General features: G+C 64.7%; 18 protein-coding genes and 2 pseudogenes. 13 read left to right on the top strand and 7 right to left on the bottom strand.

The features are described from left to right. The first annotated feature begins 7 nt into the window (after window positions 1-7). Window positions 8-316, top strand: a complete 309-nt coding sequence (locus W823_RS45545; protein ID WP_023959270.1) for a hypothetical protein — start codon at window positions 8-10, stop codon at window positions 314-316. Between the two features lie 101 nt (window positions 317-417). Here the strand turns inward: W823_RS45545 and W823_RS45540 are convergent, their stop codons facing one another. The 4 genes from W823_RS45540 to W823_RS45525 form a co-directional block, all read right to left on the bottom strand. Further along, a complete protein-coding gene (locus tag W823_RS45540) occupies window positions 418-735 on the bottom strand; it encodes a Rieske (2Fe-2S) protein (protein WP_031332532.1) in 318 nt (105 codons plus the stop codon). Then, window positions 732-3,206 carry a nitrite reductase large subunit NirB gene (nirB, locus tag W823_RS45535; RefSeq protein WP_023959266.1) on the bottom strand — a complete coding sequence of 825 codons (2,475 nt, stop codon included), beginning with the start codon at window positions 3,204-3,206 and terminating at the stop codon, window positions 732-734. The genes W823_RS45540 and nirB overlap by 4 nt, the downstream gene beginning before the upstream one ends. Continuing rightward, window positions 3,206-3,553 (bottom strand): hypothetical protein, encoded by a 348-nt coding sequence (locus W823_RS45530; RefSeq protein ID WP_023959264.1) that lies wholly within the window; start codon window positions 3,551-3,553, stop codon window positions 3,206-3,208. Before W823_RS45530 ends, nirB begins: the two co-directional genes overlap by 1 nt. Window positions 3,554-3,667: 114 nt before the next feature. Continuing rightward, entirely contained in the window at window positions 3,668-4,549 is an 882-nt protein-coding gene (locus W823_RS45525; RefSeq protein WP_023959262.1) for a PAC2 family protein, read from the bottom strand. A 51-nt stretch (window positions 4,550-4,600) separates the two neighbouring features. Between W823_RS45525 and metH the strand changes: the two genes are divergently transcribed. The 5 genes from metH (at window position 4,601) to hisG (ending at window position 11,364) form a co-directional block, all read left to right on the top strand. Beyond that, window positions 4,601-8,179 (top strand): methionine synthase, encoded by a 3,579-nt coding sequence (metH, locus tag W823_RS45520; protein WP_023959258.1) that lies wholly within the window; start codon window positions 4,601-4,603, stop codon window positions 8,177-8,179. A gap of 86 nt (window positions 8,180-8,265) precedes the next feature. Beyond that, window positions 8,266-9,477 (top strand): acyl-CoA dehydrogenase family protein, encoded by a 1,212-nt coding sequence (locus W823_RS45515; RefSeq protein WP_023959256.1) that lies wholly within the window; start codon window positions 8,266-8,268, stop codon window positions 9,475-9,477. Between the two features lie 49 nt (window positions 9,478-9,526). Then, the gene (locus W823_RS45510; protein ID WP_255326213.1) at window positions 9,527-10,219 is read left to right on the top strand and encodes an HAD family phosphatase; all 693 of its coding nucleotides are present in this window, start codon (window positions 9,527-9,529) and stop codon (window positions 10,217-10,219) included. Then, window positions 10,203-10,466 (top strand): phosphoribosyl-ATP diphosphatase, encoded by a 264-nt coding sequence (locus W823_RS45505; protein WP_030162968.1) that lies wholly within the window; start codon window positions 10,203-10,205, stop codon window positions 10,464-10,466. The genes W823_RS45510 and W823_RS45505 overlap by 17 nt, the downstream gene beginning before the upstream one ends. 52 nt (window positions 10,467-10,518) lie before the next feature. Continuing rightward, the gene (gene hisG / locus W823_RS45500) at window positions 10,519-11,364 is read left to right on the top strand and encodes an ATP phosphoribosyltransferase (protein WP_023959250.1); all 846 of its coding nucleotides are present in this window, start codon (window positions 10,519-10,521) and stop codon (window positions 11,362-11,364) included. An 8-nt stretch (window positions 11,365-11,372) separates the two neighbouring features. On the opposite strand, the gene W823_RS45495 is transcribed toward hisG, so the two are convergent. Together W823_RS45495 and W823_RS45490 are read right to left on the bottom strand one after the other, a co-directional pair. Next, the gene (locus W823_RS45495) at window positions 11,373-12,206 is read right to left on the bottom strand and encodes a thioesterase family protein (RefSeq protein WP_235189570.1); all 834 of its coding nucleotides are present in this window, start codon (window positions 12,204-12,206) and stop codon (window positions 11,373-11,375) included. 18 nt (window positions 12,207-12,224) lie between these two features. Then, window positions 12,225-13,166 (bottom strand): RecB family exonuclease, encoded by a 942-nt coding sequence (locus W823_RS45490; protein WP_023959246.1) that lies wholly within the window; start codon window positions 13,164-13,166, stop codon window positions 12,225-12,227. 108 nt (window positions 13,167-13,274) lie between these two features. Between W823_RS45490 and W823_RS45485 the strand changes: the two genes are divergently transcribed. The 3 genes from W823_RS45485 (at window position 13,275) to W823_RS45475 (ending at window position 18,675) form a co-directional block, all read left to right on the top strand. Then, window positions 13,275-14,105 carry a tRNA (adenine-N1)-methyltransferase gene (locus tag W823_RS45485; protein WP_023959244.1) on the top strand — a complete coding sequence of 277 codons (831 nt, stop codon included), beginning with the start codon at window positions 13,275-13,277 and terminating at the stop codon, window positions 14,103-14,105. Between the two features lie 178 nt (window positions 14,106-14,283). Continuing rightward, window positions 14,284-16,068 (top strand): proteasome ATPase, encoded by a 1,785-nt coding sequence (arc, locus tag W823_RS45480; protein WP_023959242.1) that lies wholly within the window; start codon window positions 14,284-14,286, stop codon window positions 16,066-16,068. A 138-nt stretch (window positions 16,069-16,206) separates the two neighbouring features. After that, window positions 16,207-18,675, top strand: a complete 2,469-nt coding sequence (locus tag W823_RS45475) for an FHA domain-containing protein (RefSeq protein ID WP_023959240.1) — start codon at window positions 16,207-16,209, stop codon at window positions 18,673-18,675. A 36-nt stretch (window positions 18,676-18,711) separates the two neighbouring features. On the opposite strand, the pseudogene glgP reads toward W823_RS45475, so the two are convergent. After that, window positions 18,712-21,298: pseudogene (gene glgP, locus W823_RS45470) on the bottom strand (alpha-glucan family phosphorylase). Window positions 21,299-21,433: 135 nt separating this feature from the next. Here glgP and dop point away from each other — a divergent pair. The 4 genes and pseudogenes from dop to prcA all read left to right on the top strand — a co-directional run bounded on the left by dop (window position 21,434) and on the right by prcA (window position 24,851). Beyond that, window positions 21,434-22,932 (top strand): annotated as a pseudogene (dop, locus tag W823_RS45465) (depupylase/deamidase Dop). Between the two features lie 100 nt (window positions 22,933-23,032). Then, complete coding sequence (locus W823_RS45460; protein ID WP_023959236.1) at window positions 23,033-23,227, top strand: ubiquitin-like protein Pup; 195 nt, start codon at window positions 23,033-23,035, stop codon at window positions 23,225-23,227. Further along, window positions 23,224-24,042 carry a proteasome subunit beta gene (gene prcB / locus W823_RS45455; RefSeq protein ID WP_023959234.1) on the top strand — a complete coding sequence of 273 codons (819 nt, stop codon included), beginning with the start codon at window positions 23,224-23,226 and terminating at the stop codon, window positions 24,040-24,042. Before W823_RS45460 ends, prcB begins: the two co-directional genes overlap by 4 nt. Further along, window positions 24,039-24,851, top strand: a complete 813-nt coding sequence (prcA, locus tag W823_RS45450) for a proteasome subunit alpha (protein WP_023959232.1) — start codon at window positions 24,039-24,041, stop codon at window positions 24,849-24,851. Before prcB ends, prcA begins: the two co-directional genes overlap by 4 nt. The last annotated feature ends 30 nt before the right edge of the window (window positions 24,852-24,881 follow it).

The following is a 24,881-nucleotide window of genomic DNA, read 5'->3' as shown; positions in this document are numbered from 1 at the left end:
TCCTCTCGTGGCCAACGTTCGAGAGATCGATCCCAGCACCGACAATGGCGTCTGGACCGTGGTGACCCGCACGTCGACCTATCTGCTGGACTTCGGTGAGATGACCCTGCTACGAGCTCCCGGCGTCGGTGGCACCGACGACGAGGACTGGGCCGTCAGTCGATTGCGCCGCGACTCCGAGGACATCCCTCTCCTGGGTGTGAAGTCGTGCCGGGTGGGGGAGTCGGCGCAATTCTGGGTGCGCGCCGCGGACGACCCCGATGTGCGCACCTGGCGTATCACCACACCGGTTGTCTCGATCGAGCGGATCTCCTGACCCGCCCGGACGCCACCCCGACCGTGCCCGGAACCCCTCGACGGTACCGTCAGCGCTGACGACCGCGCCTTCGTCCGCACGAGAGGCCCGATCGACGACCATCAGACCCAGACGTGGATCATCCCGTCTCGGACCTCGGCTCGGTAGTGCGGTAGCGCTTGGATGTCGTCGCTGTTTGTGCATCTGCCGTCCTCGAACGAAAAGGTGTACTGGTGCAACGGGCACATCACCTTCGTCGAGTCGGTCTGGCCGTCGGCGATCGGCCCGCCGCGGTGCGGACAGACCGCGCCCAACGCCCGCACAGTGCCGTCCGACATCCGGAAGACCGCCACCTGGCTGCCGTCCACCACGTACGCGCGGCCCTCTCCGACCGTGAGGTCGCTCAAGGGGCCCACCGCCGTGGATGCGGGCGCGCTCATCGGACCGGCACCAGAGGGAGCTTTATGAGCGGCAGGGCCGGAGTGAACTGTGCCGGCGACTTCGGTGCCAACCGCTCCTTCCACGGATCGCTGTAGGCCGCGATGGACATGCCGATACGTTCGAGCAACCCGTCGACGATGCCGTCACGATCGTCGATCAGGATCGCCCGCAGTTCGTCTATGCCGATTCGGGGCACCCAGGAGTAGGTCCGTTCGAGCCATTTGGCCGTCTCGCGGTAGTACTGGATGAAAACACCGCAGATGCGGATGACCTCCTCGGCGCCGTTCGCGGTCGCGAGCAGATCACCTTTACGGATGTGGGCACCGGCGGCCCCGCCGACATAGATCTCCCATCGGCCGTCACCGACAGCCACCACACCGAAGTCCTTACACAGGGCTTCGGCACAGTTACGTGGGCACCCCGTGACCGCCAGTTTGAGCTTGGCGGGCGACTCGAGCCCTTGGTAGCGCTCCTCGATCGCAATCCCGAGGCCGGTGGAATCGTCGAGACCGAATCGGCAAAAGTCGGTTCCCACACAGGTTTTGACCGTCCGGAAGCTCTTCCCGTAGGCGTATCCCGAGGGCATGTCGAGGTCTTCCCAGACCTTGGGCAGGTCTTCTTTGCGAATACCGAGCAGGTCGATCCGCTGACCACCGGTCACCTTGATCATGGGGATGTCGTACTTGTCGGCCACATCGGCGATCTTGCGCAGCTGCGTGGGGTTGGTGACGCCGCCCTTCATCTGGGGCACAACCGAGAAGGTGCCGTCGCGCTGGATGTTGGCATGCACGCGGTCATTGATGAACAGCGCGCCGCGTTCGTCCTCCCACTCGTTGCCCCAGATGATCCGGAGCAGAGATGCCAGTGGCATCTTGGCTGTGACGTCTTCGCCGTCGGGTGCGAGTTCGGCGAGAATCGCCGACACCGATCGCAGATTGCGTTTTCGGATCTGTTCGATCAGCTCGGGCTTGCTCAACGGAATGGCGGGTACGTACCAGTCCGCAGACGGGTCTTCGGCCAGCGCTCCGCCCGCGGCACAGGCGACGACATCGGCGACCAGGCCTTTGCACGAGCCGCAACCCTTTCCGGCGCGTGTCTTCGCAACGACTTCGCCGACCGATTTCGCCCCGGCGTGCACGCACGCCACGATGTCGCCTTTGGTGACGCCGTTGCAGTTGCACACCTGCACTTCGTCCGCCAGTTCGGCTGCACCTGTCGCGGCGCTGGGTGTGCCCATGTCGAAGAGCATGCTGATGCGCTCATCGGGTAGCGGCACCTTCTCGTCGAAGGCCTGGGTGAGGAAGCTGACCTTGCTGATGTCGCCGAGCAACATCGCGCCGATCAGCTTGTTGTCTCGCACCACCACGGATTTGTATGTGCCGCTGCGAGGTTCGTAGAACTGGACGAACTCGTCCGTGTCGCGTTCGGGACCCTTCACACCCATGGCCGCGACATCGACTCCGGCCACCTTCAGCTTGGTCGTCAAACGCGAACCGTGGTAAGCCGCTTTGGGATCGGCCCCGGTCAGTACGTCTGCGAGCACACCCGCCTGCTCCCACAGTGGTGCGACCAGACCATAGACCTCGCCGCGGTGCTGACAGCATTCGCCGACCGCGTAGATGGAACCTTCGTCCTCACAACGCATCTGGTCGTCGACGACGATTCCGCGCTCGACCACCAGCCCGCCGAGGCGAGCGAACTCGACGTTGGGTCTGATGCCGGCAGTCACCACGATCATGTCGGCCGGCAGCGAGGTGTCGTCGTTGAAGCCGACTCCGGTCACCCTGCCCTCGTCGTCGCGCAGCACAGCGGTGGTGCGCTTGGACGTGTAGACGCCGACACCGAGCTCTTCGATCTTGTTGCGCAGTACCCGGCCGCCGCGTTCGTCCAATTGCTGGTTCATCAGGTGACCGGGGGAATGCACCACGTCGACGTCGATGCCCTGTGTCCGCAGTCCGTAGGCCGCCTCGAGGCCGAGGAGTCCGCCGCCGATCACCACTGCCCGCATGTCGTCCCTGGACAACGCCATCTGCAACATGCCGTTGGTGTCCTCGATGGTGCGGAACCCGAACACGCCGCGGGCTAGGTGCCCGTCGGGTGCCCGGAGGCCGTCCATGTTCGGGAAGAAGGTGTTGCTGCCGGTCGCGATCACCAGGGTGTCGTAGTCGATTTCGCGGCCGCTCTCGCAGGTGACGGTCTTGGCGAAGCGATCGAGTGCCACCGCGCGGTCCCCGGCGTAGAGCTTGACGTCGTTCTCGCGGTACCAAGCCATCGGGTTGAGCATCAGATCGTCGTCGTCGATGGAACTCTCACCGGCGAGTACGTGCGAGAGCATGATCCGGTTGTAGTTGCCGTATGGTTCGTCGCCGATCATCGTGATCTCGAATCGCGTCCCCCCACCCCGCTCGAGTATCTCTTCCACGGTTCGCGCGCCGGCCATCCCGTTGCCGACCACCACCAGGCGTTCCATCAGAACTCCACGAAGCCGAAGTCGACGACGATTTCGCCGGTGCACCCCTCGGGCGCGGCGAAGACGAGCTCGAGCAAGCTGTCCGGATCCACGTCCTCCACCACGCGCAACGGAACGTTCACCGATGCCCTCGCTCCCATCGGGAACCATCTCATCGGCTGCTGGTCACGGTGCAATGCCACGTAGACGAGTTCCGAACTGCTGTTCCCTCCCCGGAAATACAGCGGTTGAACGGTCATCCCGGCCGGCACCTGATACGTCAAGGAAGGATCCAACGGCGCTGCCTTGGTCAATCCGGTACCGGTGAACGAGAAGACACCTTGCAAGAACTTCGGAGTACTGGACATGGGGGTCACTAAACGTGAACTCGATGAACCACTACTTGCAGCCGCGTTACATCTCGATTGTCGAGAACTCACCGCATCGCCCGGCGGGCGGTGATCAAGGTCGGTTCTGCGCCCTCAGGCGCCGAAACTGCCGCCTGGACCTCGCCTGCGGAGATAGCGTTCGAACTCGGCGGCCAGCGCATCGCCGTCGATCTTCGACAGTGTCTCGTCCACGCTGACCTCGGCGTCGCCGCGCTCTTCGAGGCCGCGGACGTAATCGGCGATCTCCTCGTCGTCCTCGGTCATCTCGGTGACCGCGCGCTCCCATTCCTCTGCCTGTTCCGGCAGTTCGCCGAGTGGGACCTCGACGTCGAGCACTTCCTCGAGCTGACTGAGCAGTGCTGCCGATGCTTTGGGATTGGGTGGGGTGGACACATAGTGCGGAACGGCGGCCCAGAAGGAGATGGCCGGGATCCCCGCCTTCACACATTCGTCCTGCAGCACACCGGTGATGCCGGTAGGCCCTTCATACCGACTTTCCTCGAGCTTGAACTGCTTGGCCGATTCACTGCTGTAGGCCGCGCCGGTGACCGGGACCGGACGGGTGTGCGGGGTATCGGCGAGCAGTGCCGCCAGGATGACCACGGTGTCCACCTCGAGGTTGCGGGCGATGTCGAGGATCTCGGCGCAGAACCCTCGCCAGCGCATGTTCGGCTCGATACCGCGCAGCAGAACGATGTCCCGGTCCGATCCCGGCGGCGTACAGTACGAGATCGATGTTGTCGGCCAATCGATTCGCCGGGTCACCCCGTCGATCTGTTTGATGGTCGGCCTGTTGACCTGGAAGTCGTAGTAGTCGTCGGAATCGATGTCGGCGAGCGGAACAGCATCCCAGACGAGTTCGAGATGTTCGACCGCTCCGCTGGCCGCATCACCGGCGTCATTCCACCCTTCGAAGGCAGCAACCAGCGTGGGGCGGCGCAATCGTGGAAGGTTTGCGCTCTGCTCAGCGTTCACTGATCCAGCCTACGACCGAACACCGATGGAGAGCGAACTACCCTGTTAACCATGTCTGCCGCAACTTCAGCATCATTCGATACCGAATTGCTCGCCGCGATGAACAAACGCGTCCTGATCGGTGACGGTGCCATGGGAACAATGTTGCAGGCAGCGGACCTGACATTGGACGATTTCCTGGGACTCGAGGGCTGCAACGAGATCCTCAACGACACCCGCCCGGACGTCCTGCGGGAGATCCACCGAGCCTATTTCGAGGCAGGCGCGGATGCGGTCGAGACCAACACGTTCGGTTGCAACCTCTCGAACCTCGGCGACTACGACATCGCGGACCGCATCCGGGAGTTGGCCTTCAAGGGCACCAAGCTCGCCCGGGAGGTCGCCGACGAGGTCGGACCGAGCGCCGACGGCATCCCTCGCTTTGTTCTCGGTTCGATCGGGCCGGGTACCAAACTCCCCACTCTGGGCCACACCACCTTCGCGGCGATCCGCGATGCATACCAGGAATGCGCGCTGGGAATGGTCGAGGGCGGTGCCGACGCCATCCTGATCGAGACCTCGCAGGACCTCCTGCAGGTGAAGGCCGCCGTTCTCGGTTCCCAGCAGGCGATGAACGAGCTCGGCCGCCGGATCCCGATCATCACCCACGTCACCGTGGAGACCACCGGCACCATGCTGCTGGGCTCTGAGATCGGGGCCGCACTCACCTCGCTGGAGCCTCTGGGCATCGACATGATCGGTCTGAACTGCGCCACCGGCCCCGCCGAGATGAGCGAACACCTCCGGTATCTCACCCGGCATGCCAGGGTGCCCGTGTCCGTGATGCCCAACGCCGGACTGCCGACCCTGGGCAAAGACGGTGCCGAGTACCCGCTCACGCCGGAAGAACTCGCCGAGGCACTCAAAGGTTTCGTCGAGGAGTACGGACTGTCGTTCGTCGGTGGGTGCTGTGGCACCACACCCGAGCACATCCGTCAGGTCGCCGAAGCGGTACGCGGCGCCGACAAGGCCGAACGGCATCCGGAACATGCCGCCGAGATCTCGTCGTTGTACAGCTCGGTGCCGTTCCACCAGGACGCCAGCATCCTGATGATCGGTGAGCGCACCAACTCCAACGGGTCGAAGGCGTTCCGCGACGCGATGCTCGCCGGTGACTACCAGAAGTGCCTGGACATCGCCAAGGATCAGACGCGCGACGGTGCACACATGCTCGACCTCAACGTCGACTACGTCGGCCGCGACGGTGCCGCCGACATGTCCGCGCTCGCCAGCAGACTGGCCACCTCCTCGACGTTGCCGATCATGCTCGACTCCACCGAGCCCGAGGTGCTCGAGGCCGGGCTGGAGCACCTGGGTGGACGCTGCGCGGTGAACTCGGTGAACTACGAGGACGGCGACGGCCCCGAATCGCGGTTCACCCGCACGATGAAGCTGGTCAAGAAGCACGGCGCCGCGGTTGTTGCGCTGACCATCGACGAAGAGGGCCAGGCCCGAACCGCCGATTGGAAGGTGAAGGTCGCCGAGCGCCTCATCACCGACATCACCGAGAACTGGGGTCTGAACGAAGAGGACATCATCATCGATGCCCTCACGTTCCCCATCTCGACAGGTCAAGAAGAGGTCCGACGCGACGGCATCGAAACGATCGAGGCGATCCGCCGGCTGAAGGCGAGTCATCCCGACGTCCACTTCACCCTCGGCATCTCGAACGTGTCCTTCGGACTCAACGCCGCCGCCCGTCAGGTGCTCAACTCGGTGTTCCTGCACGAGTGTGTGGAGGCAGGTCTCGACACGGCCATCGTCCACGCCTCCAAGATCCTGCCGATGGCCCGGATCCCCGACGACCACCGGGAGATCGCCCTCGACCTGGTCTACGACCGGCGCAGGGAAGGCTACGACCCGCTGCAGAAGCTCATGCAGCTGTTCGAGGGCGTCTCGGCGGCGTCGGCGCGGGAGAGCCGCGCGCAGGAACTGGCAAAGCTTCCGCTCTTCGAGCGTCTCGAACGCCGGATCGTCGACGGCGAACGAGCCGGCCTCACCGACGATCTCGACGAAGCCATGACGCAGGTGCCGCCGCTCGAGATCATCAACGAGACATTGCTCTCCGGCATGAAGACGGTCGGTGAGCTCTTCGGGTCCGGGCAAATGCAGTTGCCGTTTGTCCTCCAGAGTGCCGAGGTCATGAAAATGGCTGTGGCGCATCTGGAGCCACACATGGAGGCCACGGGAGAAGACGGCAAGGGCCGCATCGTGCTGGCCACGGTCAAGGGCGATGTGCACGACATCGGGAAGAATCTCGTTGACATCATCTTGTCGAACAACGGCTACGAAGTGGTGAACATCGGTATCAAACAGCCGATCGCGAACATCATCGAGGCCGCCGAGGACAAGAACGCCGACGTGATCGGGATGTCCGGCCTGCTGGTGAAGTCCACGGTGGTGATGAAGGACAACCTCAAGGAACTCAACAGCCGGGGTCTGGCCGAGAAGTTCCCGGTACTGCTCGGCGGTGCGGCTCTGACCCGCTCCTATGTGGAGAACGATCTCAGCGAGACCTATGAGGGCGACGTGCACTACGCGCGAGACGCTTTCGAGGGCCTGCGGCTGATGGACGACATCATGCTGACCAAGCGTGGCGGTGCTCCGGCACCTGACAGTCCCGAGGCTCTGGCAGCGGCGGAGAAGACCGCCGAACGCAAGAAGCGCCACGACCGGTCCAAGCGCATCGCCGAAAAGCGTAAGGCCGAGGCAGAACCGGTGGTGGTGCCCGAGCGTTCGGACGTCGCCGCGGGGCTTCCGGTACCCACGCCTCCGTTCTGGGGGTCACGCATCGTCAAGGGTGTGCCGGTGGCTCAGTACCTGTCGTTGCTCGACGAGCGTGCTCTGTTTCTGGGGCAGTGGGGTTTGCGCGGTGCCCGGGCCGGTGAGGGGCCGAGTTACGAAGACCTGGTGGAGACCGACGGGCGTCCTCGTCTGCGGTACTGGATAGACCGGCTGGCGACGGAGAACATCCTGCAGCATGCCGCCGTGGTCTACGGTTTCTACCCGGCCGTCAGCGAAGGCGACGTGGTGCACGTGCTCACCGAGCCGCGCCCGGACGCGCCGATCCGGCACAGCTTCGAGTTCCCGCGGCAGCAGCGAGGGCGTTTTCTCTGCATCGCAGATTTCATCCGGTCGCGCGCCGACGCGATCGAGACCGGCGAGGTGGACGTTCTGCCGTTCCAGCTGGTCACCATGGGGCAGCCGATCGCCGACTTCGCCAACAAGCTGTTCGCCGAGGATGCCTACCGCGACTACCTCGAGGTGCACGGCATCGGTGTGCAGCTGACCGAGGCGCTTGCCGAGTTCTGGCACCAACGGGTGCGCGAGGAACTGCGTTTCGGTGACACCGCCATGGCCGAGGAGGATCCGGACAACCCGCAGGACTTCTTCGATCTCAAGTACCGGGGCGCGCGCTTCTCGTTCGGTTACGGCGCCTGCCCGAATCTGGAGGATCGGGCCAAGATGATGGACCTGCTCGACCCGGGCCGCATCGGCGTCGAATTGTCGGACGAGTTGCAGCTCCATCCGGAGCAGTCCACGGATGCCTTTGTGCTGCATCACCCCGAAGCGAAGTACTTCAACACGTAGGCGGCAACTCGTCAGGTGGGCGCCAGTTCGATTCAGCGTGAGTCGAACTGGTGCTTCTGGCGCGGTCGTGGCCAACACTTCATGCCATGACATCAACTGTTGCTGCTGCCGGAGCCTTCACCGACACCGAACTCGACGATCGTTTTCGTCCGGCCTTCGAAAGCATCGCCGCCGGTGCGACCGAGCGCGAGGTGGACCGAAAGTTGGCATACGAGGAGGTCGGCCGGTTACGTGAACTGGGTTTCGGAGCACTGCGGGTACCCGCCCAGTTCGGCGGGCTCGGGGCCACTGTGCGCCAACAGTTCCGACTTCTCATCGACCTCGCCGCAGCGGAATCGAATCTCCCACAGGCGTTGCGTGTCCACTTCAGTTTCGTCGAGGATCAGCGGCTCGCCGAGGTGAGCGATGCGCGTGACACCTGGCTTCGTGCGACTGCCGGGGGTGTTCTCGTCGGCAACGCGATCACCGAACCGGGTGTCGGTGCCGTGGACCGGTATCAGACCCGCCTGACCCGTGACGGCGACCAGTGGGTGCTCAACGGCACGAAGTACTACAGCACCGGGTCGCTGTATTCAGACCACATCTTGGTCGCCGCAGACCAGGACGGCGAACGTGTGTCGGTGCTCGTCGACGCACACGCCGACGGCGTCACCCAGCATGACGATTGGGATGGCTTCGGACAAAGGCTGACGGCCAGCGGCACAACGGAATTCAACAATGTCGTGGTGAGCCCAGACCGTATCCTGGGACCGGGATACGGCGACGCAGGAAAGACCTATGCCACGTCGTATCTGCAGCTGGTGCAGTTGGCCGTATTGGCGGGCATCGCCCAGCGCGCCACCGACGACGCCGCAGCGTGGGTTCGCGATCGGACTCGCTCGTACACCCATGCCGCCGCGGATCTGCCCAGGGAGGATCCGTTGGTGCAGCAGGTCATCGGAAAGCTGTCGAGTGCCGCGTTCACTGCGCGGGCGGCGGTGCTGGCAGTGGCCGACGTCCTCGACGAGGTACTTGTCGACAGTTCGACTGCTCAGGATCCGGAGTTGCTCGATCGCGCCGAACTCGCTGCGGCACAGGCACAATTGACCGTCATCGATCTGGTCCTGGCCGCGACGACACAGCTCTTCGAGGTCGGCGGGGCTTCCGTCACCTCCGAGAGCCTGCGACTGGATCGACACTGGCGCAATGCGCGGACGATCTCCACACACAATCCAACGATCTTCAAGTCGCAGGCGGTCGGGGCGTACGTCCTCAACGGCACCGAGCTGCCCTATGCGTGGAGTGCCGGCAAGCGCTAGTGACAGGCCGCGATTTTCTTCCTGAGCCGGCGTCGGCAAGGATGACGTGGTGAGCGATCTACCCGACGCCGTCTTCTGGGACATGGACGGCACACTGCTCGACTCGGAAAAGCTGTGGGACGTCGCGATGGCCGACCTCGCTGCCGACCTGGGCATCGAGATGGACCATGCACTGCGGCAATCGACGCTCGGCAATTCGATGACCGACGCGTTGACCAAGGTGTTCGTGGCCGCGGGTGTGGCCGACGGCGAACGCGACTATCCCGGCCGGGCCGCGTGGCTCCGCGCGCGGGTGTCGGCGTTGTTCAAGCTCGGGATTCCCTGGATGCCCGGAGCTCGCGAGGCCCTCGACCTCATCGGTGAGCAGGGCATCGCGATGGCGTTGGTGACCAACACCGAGCGCGAATTGACCGACGAAGCGCTCGAGACGATCGGGAGACACCGGTTCGAGGCGACAGTGTGTGGCGACGAGGTACCGCTCGGCAAGCCCCAACCTGACCCCTACCTGAAGGCGGCACGGCTGCTCGGCGTCGACCCGTCGCACTGCCTGGCCATGGAGGATTCGCCGACCGGGTCACAGGCGGCCACCGCTGCCGGCTGCGCAGTGATCGTCATCCCGTCGGAGGCGCCGGTTCCCGGTGGTCCGCGTCGCACATTGCGTGAGAGCCTCGTCGGACTGACCCTCGACGACCTCGCCGCGGCGTCCAATGGAACACTTGAGCACCGTGAAGACCTTCGATGAGCTGTTCGCCGAGTTGACCGATCGGGCCGCCACCCGTCCCGAGGGAAGCGGAACGGTTGCCGCTCTCGACAAGGGAGTGCACGCCCTCGGCAAGAAGATCATCGAGGAGGCCGGCGAGGTGTGGCTCGCTGCCGAGCATGAGAGTGCGGAGGCGACCGCCGAAGAGATATCTCAGTTGCTCTATTGGCTTCAGGTGATGATGATCAAACGCGGCCTGACTCTCGACGACGTCTACAAACACCTGTGAGACGGCCCTGCGGCCGTCTTCCCGAATCGCCCGTTCCCCGATAGGACCACCCATGCTGCGCGTTGCCGTTCCCAACAAGGGGGCGCTTTCCGAGTCCGCCGCCGAGATCCTCAGTGAGGCCGGCTACCGGCGCCGCTCGGATGCCAAAGACCTCACCGTTCTCGATCCGGCGAACGAGGTGGAGTTCTTCTTCCTGCGGCCCAAGGACATCGCGATCTACGTCGGGTCGGGGGAGCTGGACCTCGGTCTCACCGGACGGGATCTGGCACTCGACTCCGGTGCGGACGTCGAGGAACGCCTTGCTCTCGGCATCGGTTCGTCGACGTTCCGCTACGCGGCGCCGACCGAGCAGCAGTGGTCGGTCGCCGACCTTGCGGGCAAGCGCATTGCCACCTCGTATCCCAACCTCGTTCGCGGTGACCTCGCGTCGAAGGGCATCGAGGCCACCATCATCCGGCTCGACGGCGCTGTCGAGATCTCTATCCAGCTGGGCGTTGCCGACGCCATCGCGGACGTGGTGGGGTCCGGTCGCACTCTCCGCCAGCACGATCTGACCGCGTTCGGTGAGTCACTCTGCGACTCCGAGGGAGTGCTGGTGCAACGGGCGGGCGCCGACCGCTCCAAGGCCGCCGACCGCTTCATCGCCCGCGTGCAGGGCGTTGTGTTCGGCCAGCGATACGTCATGCTCGACTACGACTGCCCGAAAAGTCTGCTCGACTCGGCGATCAAGATCACGCCTGGACTCGAATCGCCCACGGTTGCACCCATGGCCGACGACAAGTGGGTGGCCGTCCGGTCGCTGGTACCACGCAAACAGCACCAAAACCTGATGGACGAGCTGTCCGAACTGGGTGCCAAGGCGATCCTCGCCTCCGACATCCGGTCCTGCCGCTTCTGAGCGACGCCCTACACCGGGCGGATGAGTACGGTCTGCGCAGATCGCCCGACCGGCCCAGCGGTGTCGTGGAGATCGGCGAACGTCGCGCCATAGCCGTTCGGGCCCACAGCCATCTCGGCGGAGATACCCGTCCAGTCTCCGACCGGCTCGCGGTGGAGGTGGACTGTGGTGTCGGTGTTCATGAACGTCCAATCGCCGATCGCCAGTCGCGATCCGACGCCGTTCGCGACGTCGAGCACGGTGAAGAACTTCTCGAGGTCGGTTGTCTCCTCGCCGGCGACAAGCGGCAGGGTCGGACGGACCCAGGCGCGACTCGGGCCGTGTGCTGCTCGGTCGATCAGACGGTGTTCCAGCGTGCCCACGAACCCGACAGAACCCCAGTCCGCGGCATCGAGTGGCCCTACGCCTGCCAGGCCGATCGACCCTTCGAGCTCGTCCGGAAGCGGCGTCAGTGCCGGCGTGACGGCATGCTCCACCGTGGCGGTGCCGGCCGTGGCAAGGCGCCATCCGGTGGCTCGCGCGGCAATCCGAAAGCTGCCGTCGGGTTGTTTCACCGACAGTTCTGACGCGAGCAGACTGATCTGTCTACCCGGCCGCAGCACGGTCGTCGACACCCGGTTCTCGGTCATCCCGACCGGACCGAGGATGTCGATTGCTATGCGTGTGAAGGAATGTGACGCGTCCGGCTCGTGACGCAGCAGTGCTCGAGTCAGCAATCCGGTCGGTGGGCCGCCGTGTTGCAGATCGGCACCCCACACGCTGACCGTGTGTTCGGTGGGTTCGAAATGATCGAATTCGCCGTCATGGCCCAGAGGGATGAAGTAGGCGGGTTGCGCAGACACAAGGGGTGATTCAACCACCTACTCCGACACGGCCTCCGCATGGCTCGTCTCACCCGGCGACGACGGCCATCCGGGGTAGGGAAGCAGCGTCCCGCCGAACTCCGGGCAGTGGGCCTTGTGGTCGCACCACTGACACATCCGACTGCGCTTCGGTGGGAAGTCCCCTGTTGCACCGGCTTTCAGGATGGCCTTCCAGATCGCCGTGAGCGTCTTGGCGAATCGATCGAGCTCGGCCTTCTCGGGTGTGTAGATCAGGCTCTGGCCATCCGCGAGGTAAAGCAGTTGGAGGCGGGCCGGAACAATCCCGCGGAGCCGGTAGATCGCCAGCGCGTAGAACTTCATCTGGAACAGCGCACGTGATTCGAAACTCTCGCCGGGGGAGCGCCCGGTCTTGTAGTCGACCACTCGTACGCGGCCGTCGGGTGCGACGTCGATCCGGTCGACGAAGCCGCGCAACAACACCCGATCGGGGTCGTCGTCGTCCTCGGTCAGGTCCACCTCCACCCGCAATTCACACGATTCCGGGGTGAAGGCGGTTGGATTCTCCAACGTGTAGTAGGTGGAGATGAGTTTGTGCGCGTCGGCAAGGAACCGGTCGACCTGGTCATCGGGAACCAGGTCGCGTAGTTCGGGCGTCTCCTCGCACAGGGCACCCCACGCGCCGTCCACGAGTAGCTCGGCTGACTCGGGCACCCGCAGCCCAGCCGGCATGTCGAACAGGTTCTCCAGAGCCGCATGCACCACGGTGCCCTTGACCTGGGCCTGGGTCGGGCTCTCCGGAAGTCGGTCGATCGCCCGGTACCGATAGAGCAACGGACACTGCTTGTAGTCACCTGCACGGCTGGGCGAGAGCGCCGGGGCCCGGACCGCCTTGGCAGTGGTGCCGACGGGCGTGGGCGCTCCTCGCTGAGGCCGGCCGGCTGCACTCGTGTCGGGGCACAATTCGGTACTGAGACTCACACCTGGCAGGGTATGCCTGACCAACGACAACAACGATCATTTCGAGTCCGTGGGTATCCGATGCCGCTCAGGTTCAGATCCGCGCATCGAGGGAAGGCTCACCGCCCCATGTCAACAACAGGTCCGTTTGCCGTCGGCGACCGCGTGCAGCTCTCCGACGCCAAGGGCCGGAAGTTCACCGTCCGGCTCGAAGCCGGCAAGAGCTTCCACACTCACAAGGGCGCCATCGCGCATGACGACCTCATCGGGTCGGACGAGGGAATCGTCGTCAAGTCCACATCGCAGACCCCGTACCTTGCGCTGCGCCCGTTGCTCATCGATTACGTGTTGTCGATGCCTCGTGGTGCCCAGGTCATCTACCCCAAGGACGCGGCACAGATCGTGATGGAGGGCGACGTCCATCCCGGATGCACCGTTCTCGAGGCGGGTGCGGGGTCGGGCGCCCTGACCTGCTCGCTGCTACGCGCTGTCGGCGAGCACGGCCGGGTCCTGTCCTACGAGGTGCGCGAGGACCACGCCGAGCATGCGGTCCGCAATGTCAACGAGTTCTTCGGCGGACCACCGCCGAACTGGGATCTGACCCTGGCCGACCTGTCCGACCACCCCGGGACTGCCGACGTCGACCGCGTGGTCCTGGACATGCTGGCCCCGTGGGAACCGCTCGACACGGTGCGTCGAGCCCTGAAGCCGGGCGGGGTGCTGACCGTTTATGTGGCGACGGTGACCCAATTGTCCCGAGTCGTCGAGGCGATCCGTGAGCAACAGTGCTGGACCGAACCGCGCGCCTGGGAATCACTGGTACGCGACTGGAACGTGGTCGGTCTGGCCGTCCGCCCCGGACACAAAATGCAAGGTCACACCGCATTTCTGGTGACCACCCGACGCCTGGCGGAGGGTACCGCACCGCCCAGGCCTCATCGGCGTCCCAGCAAGGGCTGACCTGCTTGGTGTAGCGTCGGAAAACCTTGCGGCGACACACTATTAACACATCTACAACACCACGTGCCGCGGGGCGTGAGGCAAGCCGGTCGATTCGCCGGTAACCTCGGGTAACGAGTCGATCGCTAAAACACCACGTGGTGGTGGCGCAGAGTCGACTCGGGGAGAGGAGTCAGAAATGACGGATTCCAGCAACGACGAGCCTCGGCAGAGTCGCGGTCCACAAGGTTCGGCCGCGACCGATGCCGAGTGGGGATCGTCTTCGCGCCCTGCCACCGGGGCCGGTCCCACACCGGGAGGCGGCTCGTACGGCAAAGTCGGAGACGACGACATGCAGGCACGTGTCGACACGCTCACGACGCGCAACGCCAAGCTGCTCGAGACCCTCAAAGAGGCCCGGGCACAGCTCATCGCCTTGCGCGAAGAGGTGGATCGGCTCGGCCAACCGCCCAGTGGCTACGGCGTCCTCCTCGAGATCTTCGAGGACTCGACGGTGGACGTCTTCACCTCGGGCCGCAAGATGCGACTGACGTGCTCTCCCAACATCGATCTCGACACGCTTCGTCGCGGCCAGACCGTGCGTCTGAACGAGGCCCTCACGATCGTCGAGGCCGGGTCCTACGACTCGGTGGGTGAGATCAGCACCCTGCGCGAGGTCCTCGAGGACGGTCAGCGGGCGCTTGTCGTCGGACATGCCGACGAGGAACGGGTGGTGTGGCTGGCCGAACCGCTGAGCGAGAGTGTGCTCTCGGAGGTCGAGGGCAATCGCAAACTGCGCCCCGGCGACTCCCTGCTCATCGACACCAAAGCCGGCTTCGCTTTCGAGCGGGTTCCCAAGGCCGAGGTCGAGGACCTGGTTCTGGAAGAGGTGCCCGATGTCGGATACGAGGACATCGGTGGGCTCGGCCGCCAGATCGAGCAGATCCGCGACGCCGTCGAACTGCCGTTCCTGCACAAAGACCTGTTCCGCGAGTACTCGCTGCGGCCACCGAAGGGCGTGCTGCTCTACGGCCCTCCCGGTTGCGGCAAGACCCTCATCGCCAAGGCTGTTGCCAACTCGCTGGCCAAGAAGATCGCGCTGGCGCGTGGTGATGATGCCAAAGAGGCGAAGTCGTACTTCCTGAACATCAAGGGTCCCGAGCTTCTCAACAAGTTCGTCGGCGAGACCGAACGCCACATCCGCCTGATCTTTCAGCGGGCTCGCGAGAAGGCGTCCGAGGGCACCCCGGTCATCGTCTTCTTCGACGAGATGGACTCGATCTTCCGTACCCGCGGTTCCGGCGTCTCCTCTGATGTCGAGACCACAGTCGTGCCTCAGCTGCTCAGTGAGATCGACGGTGTGGAGGGGCTCGAGAACGTCATCGTCATCGGTGCCTCCAACCGCGAGGACATGATCGATCCGGCCATCCTGCGTCCGGGTCGCCTCGATGTGAAGATCAAGATCGAGCGTCCCGATGCCGAATCGGCGATAGACATCTTCTCCAAGTACCTGGTCCCGACACTGCCCGTGCACCCCGACGACATCAACGAGTTCGGCGGGGACCGTGCGGCGTGCGTGAAGGCGATGATCGAGCGTGTCGTCGAGAGAATGTACGCAGAGAGTGACGACAACCGCTTCCTGGAGGTCACCTACGCCAACGGCGACAAAGAGATCATGTACTTCAAGGACTTCAACTCCGGGGCCATGATCCAGAACGTGGTGGACCGCGCCAAGAAGTACGCCATCAAGTCGCAGTTGGAGACGGGCCAGGGAGGCCTTCGGATCCAGCACTTGTTCGATTCCATCCTCGACGAGTTCGCTGAGAACGAAGACCTGCCGAACACCACCAACCCCGACGACTGGGCGAGGATCTCGGGCAAGAAGGGTGAGCGGATCGTCTACATCCGCACACTGGTCACGGGCAAGAGCTCGGGTGCGAGCCGGGCGATCGACACCGAGACCAACACCGGTCAGTACCTGTAGCACCTCACGCAGAGCCAGGAGCGGTGGGGACGAAGTCGAGACTTCGTCTCCACCGCTCTTCTGTCTCCGGACGGCGGATGCTCGTTTGCCTGCACGAACCGCGTCGACGCGGTCGGGGCCGTCTACAGTGATGCGTTAATGAACGCATCGCCTACGCCGCTCCGCATTTGGGTAGACGGCACCGAGCAGCGCCTGAGACAGGCCGGACGCTTCACCATCGGGCGCACCCCGGACAATGACATACCGATCGTCCACCCCATGGTCTCGCGCCACCATCTGGCCATCGAGTGGGCGGGCGACGCCTGGCGAATGGTCGATGTGGGCAGCACCAACGGTTTCTACGCGGACGGCGTGCGGCTCACCGGCATGATGCTGTCGGGCAACCATCGAATTCGCGTGGGCGACAACGTGGCCGGGCCTCTGGTCGACATCGCGGTGATGCAGCCGGCTTCCGGCGGACATGCTGGGCCTGCCCAGTACCGGTCGGCCCCGATTCCACACCGCGGTGCCCAGCCACCCCCTCGAGCGAATCCGTCGCCCATGCGATCGGCACCCCCAGGATTCAGTGGGGCCTCAGCGGCGCCACACCTGCAGGCACTGCATCAGAACATGTCGGCGGTCTACCAGATCAGTCCGGACGGCCACATCAGCCCTCAGGCCGGCTCCGGGCGGCGAGAGGCCATCGACATCGGGGCTTCGGCACGAATGAGTATCGGCCGCACCCCGGACAACGACATCGTCGTCAGTGACGTTCTCGCTTCGCGTCGCCATGCCCAATTGACCGCGACGCCGCAGGGCCTGGTCATCGAGGACCTCCGATCGGTGAACGGCACCTACGTCGACGGCCGGCGGATCAGCAGGCAGCTGCTCACCGAGGGCAGCGTGGTCACCATCGGGAACAGCGACTTCGTGGTCCACGGCGGCACGATTGTCCGGGGACAGTCACAGGCCGCGGTCGCGGACGGTCTCCACGTGCAGGCGATCGGGCTGAACATCGACGGCAAACAATTGCTCCACGAAGTCGAGTTCGCGGCCGGGCCGGGGAGCCTCACCGCCGTCATCGGACCTTCTGGGGCGGGTAAGTCGACGGTGTCGAAGATAGTCGCCGGCGGGGCGAACCCGTCCACCGGAACCGTCACCTTCGAAGGCCGCAGTGTGCACGCCGAATACGAGGCGCTGCGCACGCGCATCGGAATGGTGCCACAGGACGATGTGCTGCATCGACGGCTCACCCTGCGACAGGCGCTGCGCTACGCAGCTGAACTCAGATTGCCACCGGACATGAGCACGGCCGACCGCGACAACGTCATTCACGGCGTACTGGCCGAACTGCAGCTCATCGAGCACCTCGACACCAGGGTGGACAAGCTGTCGGGCGGGCAACGGAAACGGGCGTCGGTGGCGATGGAGTTGCTCACCGGCCCCTCTCTGCTCATCCTCGACGAGCCGACCTCTGGGCTCGACCCCGCGCTGGACCGTCAGGTCATGTCGACTCTTCGCCGACTGGCCGACGCCGGACGTGTCGTGATCGTGGTGACCCACTCGTTGACGTACCTGTCGATGTGTGACCAAGTGCTGTTGCTCGCTCCGGGCGGCAAGACCGCCTATTGCGGCAGTCCTGGGGCAGTCGGCCCGGCGATGGGCACCGAGGACTGGGCTGAGATCTTCGCGTACGTCGCAGAGCAACCGGACGCCGCTCACGAGCGCTATCGGGCCCGGAATCGACGCCCGCCGGCCAGACCACCGAGTCGGCGGGTCGGGTCGCCGATACGCCCGCCCCAGACCAGTGTCACGCGCCAGACGTCGACGGTCTCGCGACGACAAGTTCGGCTGATCCTGGCAGACACCGGTTACCTGGTGTTCTTGGCGCTGCTGCCGATCGTGCTCGGGCTCCTGTCGCTGGTGATCCCAGGCACCGCGGGCTTCGATGTGAACAGCAGTACGAGTCTTGGTGAGACAGTCCAGATCCTGGTCGTGCTGGTGGTCGGGGCGAGCTTCATGGGCGCGGCTCTGACCGTGCGTGACCTGGTCGGGGAGCGGGCCATCTTTGTCCGGGAACGGGCAGTGGGCCTTCGCCCCGGCGCCTACCTGTTGGCCAAAGTCGTGGTCTTCTTTGCCGTCTCCGTGCTGCAGTGTGCGGTGATGGTCGCAATCACGTACGCGGGCAAGGGAACTCCGGGGCCTGGCCTGTTCACCGCCGGTGCCCTCGAATTGTTCGTCGCCATCGCCTTCTTGGGATGCGTCAGCACACTGATCGGACTCGCCATCTCGGCGGCGGTCCGGTCGAGTGAACAGACGATGCCACCACTCGTGGTGGTCGTGATGGTGCAACTCGTCTTCTGCGGCGGGTTGTTCCCTCTCGCCGGGCGGGTCGGCCTCGAGCAGTTGTCGTGGATCTTCCCGGCCCGGTGGGGGTACGTCGCTGCCGCGAATGCCGTTGACCTGCGCGCTGTCTCACCGTCCTCGCCGTCCACACAAAAAGAGACCATCTGGGACCAGACGGTTGCCAACGCCGCCCTCGCCTATGGCGCGATGACGGTGATCGCGTTGATCCTCGCCTGGTTCACCTACCGCCGCCTGGTCTTGAAGAAGAAGTCTCTGTCTTGAAGAAGTAGCCTCTCCGGCCGACGGCGGCCTTGCGGCCTAATTGGCGAAGGCGACCTTCGCGAGTTCGGCAGTGTTGGTCAGCAAGGGATGGGTGGGCATCACTCGCACGGTGTATCCCACCGGTCCGGTCATCGGAAGCGGTACGGCGACCTCAAAGATCGTCGAATCGTCGGACAGATTGCCACCGGAGCTCACCGACATCGTCGTGGTGACGACCTGCGACAAGTTCTCCTCCTCATCGACCCGACCCACCACGGCCTGTACCAGCACCTGTTCCGGACTCAGACCGGCGAGGTCGACATGAGCGCTGATCGTCATGGTCGAGCCGAGCAGGGGAGTGTCGGGCAAACCGGCTGTGTCGACGTGGCGCACCCTCACCGAAGGCCAGGCCTCGTCCACCTGCGCACGGAATCCGGACAGTTCGCGGGCTCCGGCGAAGTCGTTGTCCGACACCGCGTGGCCAGAGATGGCCGCCGGCGCGTAGAACTGCTCGGCGTAGTCGCGGACCATTCGCGAGGCCAGGACCTGTGGCCCGAGGGTATGCAACGTGTGGCGAACCATCTCCACCCAGCGGGTGGGGACCCCGTCTGGCCCCACGTCATAGAACTTGGGCACCACCACGTTCTCGAGCAACTCGTACAGTGCGGCTGCCTCGAGATCGTCGCGCCGGACTTCGTCTGTAACGCCGTCCGCTGTCGGGATGGCCCATCCGTTCTCGTTGTCGGACATCTCATCCCACCATCCGTCGAGGATGGACAGGTTCAACCCACCGTTGAGTGCCGACTTCATGCCAGAGGTACCGCACGCTTCCATCGGCCGGAGCGGATTGTTCAGCCACACATCGCATCCGCCGTACAGGTATCGAGCCATCGACATGTCGTAGTCAGGCAGGAACACGATCCGGTGCCGCACATCGTTGGCGTCGGCGAAGCGAACGATCTTCTGGATGAGTGCCTTGCCGCCCTCGTCGGCCGGATGGGCCTTGCCCGCCACCACGAGTTGCACCGGACGCTCTTTGTCGAGCAACAGCGCTTTGAGGCGATCGGTGTCGCGCAGCATCAGGGTGAGCCGCTTGTATGTCGCCGCCCGTCGCGCGAAACCGATGGTCAGCACTCGAGCGGAGAACACGCCGGCAGTCCAGCCCAGCTCGGCGGCCGAGTAGCCGCGCTCGAGGCCCGACTTGCGCAGGCGCCTGCGGACCTCGGCGATCAACTCGGTGCGCAGTTCATTTCTGGTCTTCCAGATCTGCTCTGCCGGAGCATCTTTCATCGCGGTAAGCGCGTCGGTCTCGGTGAGACCGCCTGACTCACCGTCAGTGGCCAATTCCGCCCAACGCCGCGACGACCACGTGGGTGCGTGCACTCCGTTGGTCACCGATCCGATGGGTACCTGGGCCGCGTCGAAGCCTGGCCACAGTGGACCGAACATCTCGCGACTGACCGCCCCGTGGAGTTTGGACACACCGTTGGTGCGCTGGCCCAGCCGTAAACCCATGTGCGCCATGTTGAACACGGTCGGGTCCTTCTCCCGGCCGAGTTCGAGGATCCTCGCCAGTTCGATCCCGGGCAGCAACGTCGACTGCCCGCCGTCGTCGCCGAAGTAGCGGCGCACCATGTCGATCGGGAACCGGTCGATTCCGGCCGGAACCGGTGTGTGCGTGGTGAACACGGTCGATGCCCGCACCGCGGTGAGGGCCGTGTCGAAGTCGAGCCCGGCGCCGGCCGGACTCACCAGCTCGCGAATCCGCTCGGCGCCCAGGAAACCCGCGTGCCCCTCGTTCATGTGGAAGACGTCGGGGTCGGGCAGGGCGTTGATCCGGGTGTACTCCCGTACCGCGCGCACTCCACCGACACCGGCGAGGATCTCCTGGTTGATCCGGTGTTCCTGATCGCCTCCGTAGAGCCGGTCGGTGATCATCCGGAGATCTGTGTCGTTGTCGGGGATGTCGGAATCCAGGAGCAGTAGGGGGATTCGACCCACGTCGGCAATCCAGACCTTGGCGTGCAACACGCGGTTGTCGGGCATCAGAACCCGCACTGTCACCGGATTGCCCTCGGCGTCGAGCACCGCTCGCACAGGTAGGCCTTGGGGATCGAGATTCGGGTAGCGCTCGGTCTGCCATCCGTCCGACGTCAGCGACTGACGGAAATATCCGTAGCGGTAGAGCAGTCCTACCCCGATCAGCGGCAAGCCCAGGTCAGAGGCGGCTTTGAGGTGGTCGCCCGCGAGGATGCCGAGACCACCGGAGTAGATCGGCAGCACTTCCGACACACCGAACTCCATCGAGAAGTAGGCGATCGAGCGGGGGAAGCGATTGCCCGAGGCCACCTGCTCCTGGAACCAGCGCGGTCGGTTCAGATAGTTCTGCAGATCGGACGCCAACTCGTCGAGGCGACGAAGAAAGCCGTCGTCGGCGGCAAGTGCGGACAGCCGCTGCGGTCCGACATCGGCGAGCAGCCGCACGGGATCTTTGCCCGGTCGCCCACAGATCCGCATCGATCGATGCGAACAGATCTTGGGTGGCCGGGTGCCACGACCAACGAAGATTGGTCGACAATTCGGCGAGGGCTGAAAGGGGCTCTGGGAGGTGGGCGCGGACGGTGAAGTGGCGCAGTGCTTTCACCGAGCAAACCCTACCCACGCGACAGCGGGTTCGCGACCCCCGAGAACTTGTGTACACCAGCTCGTCATCAGACGGCCGGACAATTCGACGGGAGCGCTCGGTATGGGCCCGGCGACCCCCGGCTACGCTCGGGGAATGCAGCGAATTATCGGAACCGAAGTCGAGTACGGAATCTCGGCTCCGAACGATCCCGGTGCCAACCCGATCATGACGTCGACGCAGGCGGTCCTCGCCTATGCAGCGGCCGCCGGGGTGCCCCGCGCCAAGCGCACTCGCTGGGACTACGAGGTGGAGTCGCCGCTGCGCGATGCACGCGGCTTCGACCTCGGTCGCAGTTCGGGCCCGGCACCCATCATCGACGCGACGAGGTCGGCGCGGCGAACATGATCTTGACCAACGGCGCCCGGCTCTACGTCGACCACGCCCATCCGGAGTACTCGGCGCCCGAGGTGACCGACCCACTCGACGCCGTTATCTGGGACAAGGCGGGGGAGCGCGTGATGGAAGCGGCCGCGCGGCATGTCGCCAGCGTTCCAGGGGCGCCGAGACTACAGCTCTACAAGAACAACATCGACGGAAAGGGTGCCTCTTACGGCACCCATGAGAACTACCTGATGGCCCGGTCCACGCCGTTCACCTCGGTGATCACCGGACTCACCCCGTTCTTCGCCTCCCGGCAGGTGATCACCGGATCCGGCCGCGTCGGTATCGGCCAGTCCGGTGACGATGCCGGGTTCCAGCTGAGCCAGCGCGCCGACTACATCGAGGTCGAGGTGGGTCTGGAAACGACCCTCAAGCGCGGCATCATCAACACCCGCGACGAGCCACACGCCGACCCTGAGCGTTATCGCCGGCTGCACGTCATCATCGGCGACGCGAACCTGGCCGAGACCGCGACGTACCTCAAGGTGGGCACTGCCTCACTCGTGCTGGATCTGATCGAGGCCGGTGTCGAATTGAGTGACCTCGAACTGGCCCGCCCCGTCCACGCCGTACACGTCATCAGCCACGACCCAACGCTGCAGACCACCGTTGCGCTGGCCGATGGGCGAGAGATGACCGCGCTGGCGATCCAGCGGATCTATCACGAGCGCTGTGTCGCCTTCCACGACAAAAACAACAGCGATGACCTCAGGGCCAAGGACGTTCTCGACACGTGGGCCGACGTCCTGGACAAGCTCGAACGCGATCCGATGGAGTGCGCAAACCTGCTCGATTGGCCGGCGAAACTGCGCCTGCTGGAGGGTTTCCGCAACCGTGAGGGTCTGGCCTGGTCGGCACCCCGGTTGCAGCTGGTCGATCTGCAGTACTCCGACGTCCGTCTCGACAAAGGCCTCTACAACCGACTAGTGGCGCGCGGTTCGATGAAGCGGCTGACCACCGAGCAACAGGTGATGGACGCCGTCGGCAATCCACCCGAGAACACCCGCGCGTACTTCCGCGGCGAATGTCTCAGGCGGTTCGGAGCCGACATAGCCGCCGCCAGCTGGGATTCGGTCATCTTCGATCTGGGCGGCGAGTCCCTGGTCCGTATCCCGACCCTGGAGCCGCTACGAGGCAGCCGCGCGCACGTCGGGGAACTGCTCGATTCGGTGAACTCGGCCGCCGAACTCGTGGAGCAGCTCACGAATTGAGGATCTGGCACGACTCGTATATCCCGAGCGGTGTCGGCTTTGAACGGTAGTGTGAATATACGGACGGCCCCGGCGGGGCCGTGTTCTGAAGGAGGCAGCGATGGCGCAGGAGCAAACCAAGCGTTCAGGCGGTAACGACGACGACAACGATGCCGGTTCGGATTCGGGCGCGGGTCAAGAGCGTCGCGAGAAGCTGGCCGACGACACCGACGACCTGCTCGACGAGATCGATGACGTGCTCGAGGAGAACGCCGAAGACTTTGTGCGCGCCTATGTCCAGAAGGGCGGCCAGTGACCGATCGAATCCAGTCACTTGGTCAGGACATCTCGTCGTTCTCCGACTACCTGCGTAACCACGCGCCAGACCTGTTGCCGGTCAACCGGTTTCCCGAGGGGGTAACTGCGAACATCCCGCACGGAACCACCATCGTCGCCATCGCGTATCCGGGTGGCGTGGTGTTGGCCGGCGACCGCCGAGCCACCGCGGGCAACATGATCGCCAGTCGCGACATGCGCAAGGTATTCATCACCGACGACTACTCGGCGGCAGGCATCGCCGGCACAGCGGGTGTCGCCGTGGAGATGATCCGGCTCTTCGCCGTCGAACTCGAGCACTACGAGAAGATCGAGGGCGTCTCGCTCACCCTCGACGGCAAGGTCAATCGACTTGCCTCGATGGTCCGCTCCAACCTCCAGGCGGCCATGGCCGGACTCGCAGCCATCCCTCTGCTCGTCGGTTACGACTCCGATGCGATCGACCCACAGCGGCCGGGTCGCATCTTCTCGTTCGACGTCGCCGGGGACCGCCACGAGGAACACGGCGGGTTCCAGGCGATCGGGTCGGGCTCGGTATTCGCGAAGTCGGCCATCAAGAAGCTGTATCGGCATGACCTGACCGCCTCCCAAGCTCTCGAGATCGCTGTCGAATCGCTGTACGACGCGGCCGACGACGACTCCGCCACCGGTGGTCCCGACATGGTCCGGGGGCTGTACCCGACTGCCGCGGTGGTGACCGCCGAAGGTGCAGCTGAGGTGTCCGCCGCCCAGATCGAAGAGGCGGCCCGATCGGTGATCACCCGTCGCTCCGCCGTCGAAGGGACGCAGTCATGACGTTCCCGTATTACGCCAGCGCCGAACAGATCATGCGTGACCGGTCAGAGCTGGCACGCAAGGGTATTGCCCGGGGCCGCAGCGTCATCGCTTTGACCTACGCCGACGGAGTGCTCTTCGTCGCCGAGAACCCCTCCAACACGCTGCGCAAGGTCAGCGAGATCTATGACCGGATCGGGTTTGCCGCGGTCGGCAAGTACAACGAGTTCGAGAGCCTGCGCAAGGCCGGTATCCAGCACGCCGATATGCGCGGCTACAACTACGACCGTGCCGACGTGAGTGGGTTGTCGCTCGCCAACGCCTACGCCAACACACTCGGTTCGGTGTTCACCGAGCAGCCGAAACCGTTTGAGGTCGAGCTGTGTGTGGCCGAGGTGAGCCGGCCCGGAAAGCCGGGCCCGTCCCAGCTGTACCGGATCACCTATGACGGCTCCATCGTCGACGAGACGCGGTTCCTGGTCATGGGTGGCGCCACCGAGGCGATCTCGGCGTCCATGAAGGACGCCTACGACGGGAACGCCGATCTACGAGGCGCGTTGGCCTCGGCGATCAAGGCGCTCGAAACCCCGCCTGCGCCCAACGGTTCGAGCACCGGATCGGGCTCGAGCACCTCAGTCGCCGCCGAACCGCGCAAGCTCGAACCGGGCGACCTCGAGGTGGCAATTCTGGATCACGGACGGCCTCGACGAGCGTTCCGACGGCTGACCGGAACCGCCTTGGTGGACCTGTTGCCAGAACGTCCTTCCACCGACTCCGATGGCGCCGACGGCGCGACCGGTGCCGGTGGCTCCAATGGAACCGAAAGCTGAATCCGTACCCACTCGGACACTCGGCGGTAG

This window comes from Williamsia sp. D3, assembly GCF_000506245.1.
GTDB classification, from domain to species: Bacteria; Actinomycetota; Actinomycetes; order Mycobacteriales; family Mycobacteriaceae; genus Williamsia; species Williamsia muralis.
The sequence above is the reverse complement of the archived record's forward strand: the minus strand, read 5'-3'. Positions and strand labels throughout refer to the sequence as shown.

Coding starts and splice junctions, on each gene's coding strand:
- W823_RS45540 (WP_031332532.1), bottom strand. CDS start 735: ATGAGCGCGCCCGCATCCACGGCGGTGGGCCCCTTGAGCGACCTCACG.
- nirB (WP_023959266.1), bottom strand. CDS start 3,206: ATGGAACGCCTGGTGGTGGTCGGCAACGGGATGGCCGGCGCGCGAACC.
- W823_RS45530 (WP_023959264.1), bottom strand. CDS start 3,553: ATGTCCAGTACTCCGAAGTTCTTGCAAGGTGTCTTCTCGTTCACCGGT.
- metH (WP_023959258.1), top strand. CDS start 4,601: ATGTCTGCCGCAACTTCAGCATCATTCGATACCGAATTGCTCGCCGCG.
- W823_RS45515 (WP_023959256.1), top strand. CDS start 8,266: ATGACATCAACTGTTGCTGCTGCCGGAGCCTTCACCGACACCGAACTC.
- hisG (WP_023959250.1), top strand. CDS start 10,519: ATGCTGCGCGTTGCCGTTCCCAACAAGGGGGCGCTTTCCGAGTCCGCC.
- W823_RS45485 (WP_023959244.1), top strand. CDS start 13,275: ATGTCAACAACAGGTCCGTTTGCCGTCGGCGACCGCGTGCAGCTCTCC.
- arc (WP_023959242.1), top strand. CDS start 14,284: ATGACGGATTCCAGCAACGACGAGCCTCGGCAGAGTCGCGGTCCACAA.
- W823_RS45475 (WP_023959240.1), top strand. CDS start 16,207: ATGAACGCATCGCCTACGCCGCTCCGCATTTGGGTAGACGGCACCGAG.
- W823_RS45460 (WP_023959236.1), top strand. CDS start 23,033: ATGGCGCAGGAGCAAACCAAGCGTTCAGGCGGTAACGACGACGACAAC.
- prcA (WP_023959232.1), top strand. CDS start 24,039: ATGACGTTCCCGTATTACGCCAGCGCCGAACAGATCATGCGTGACCGG.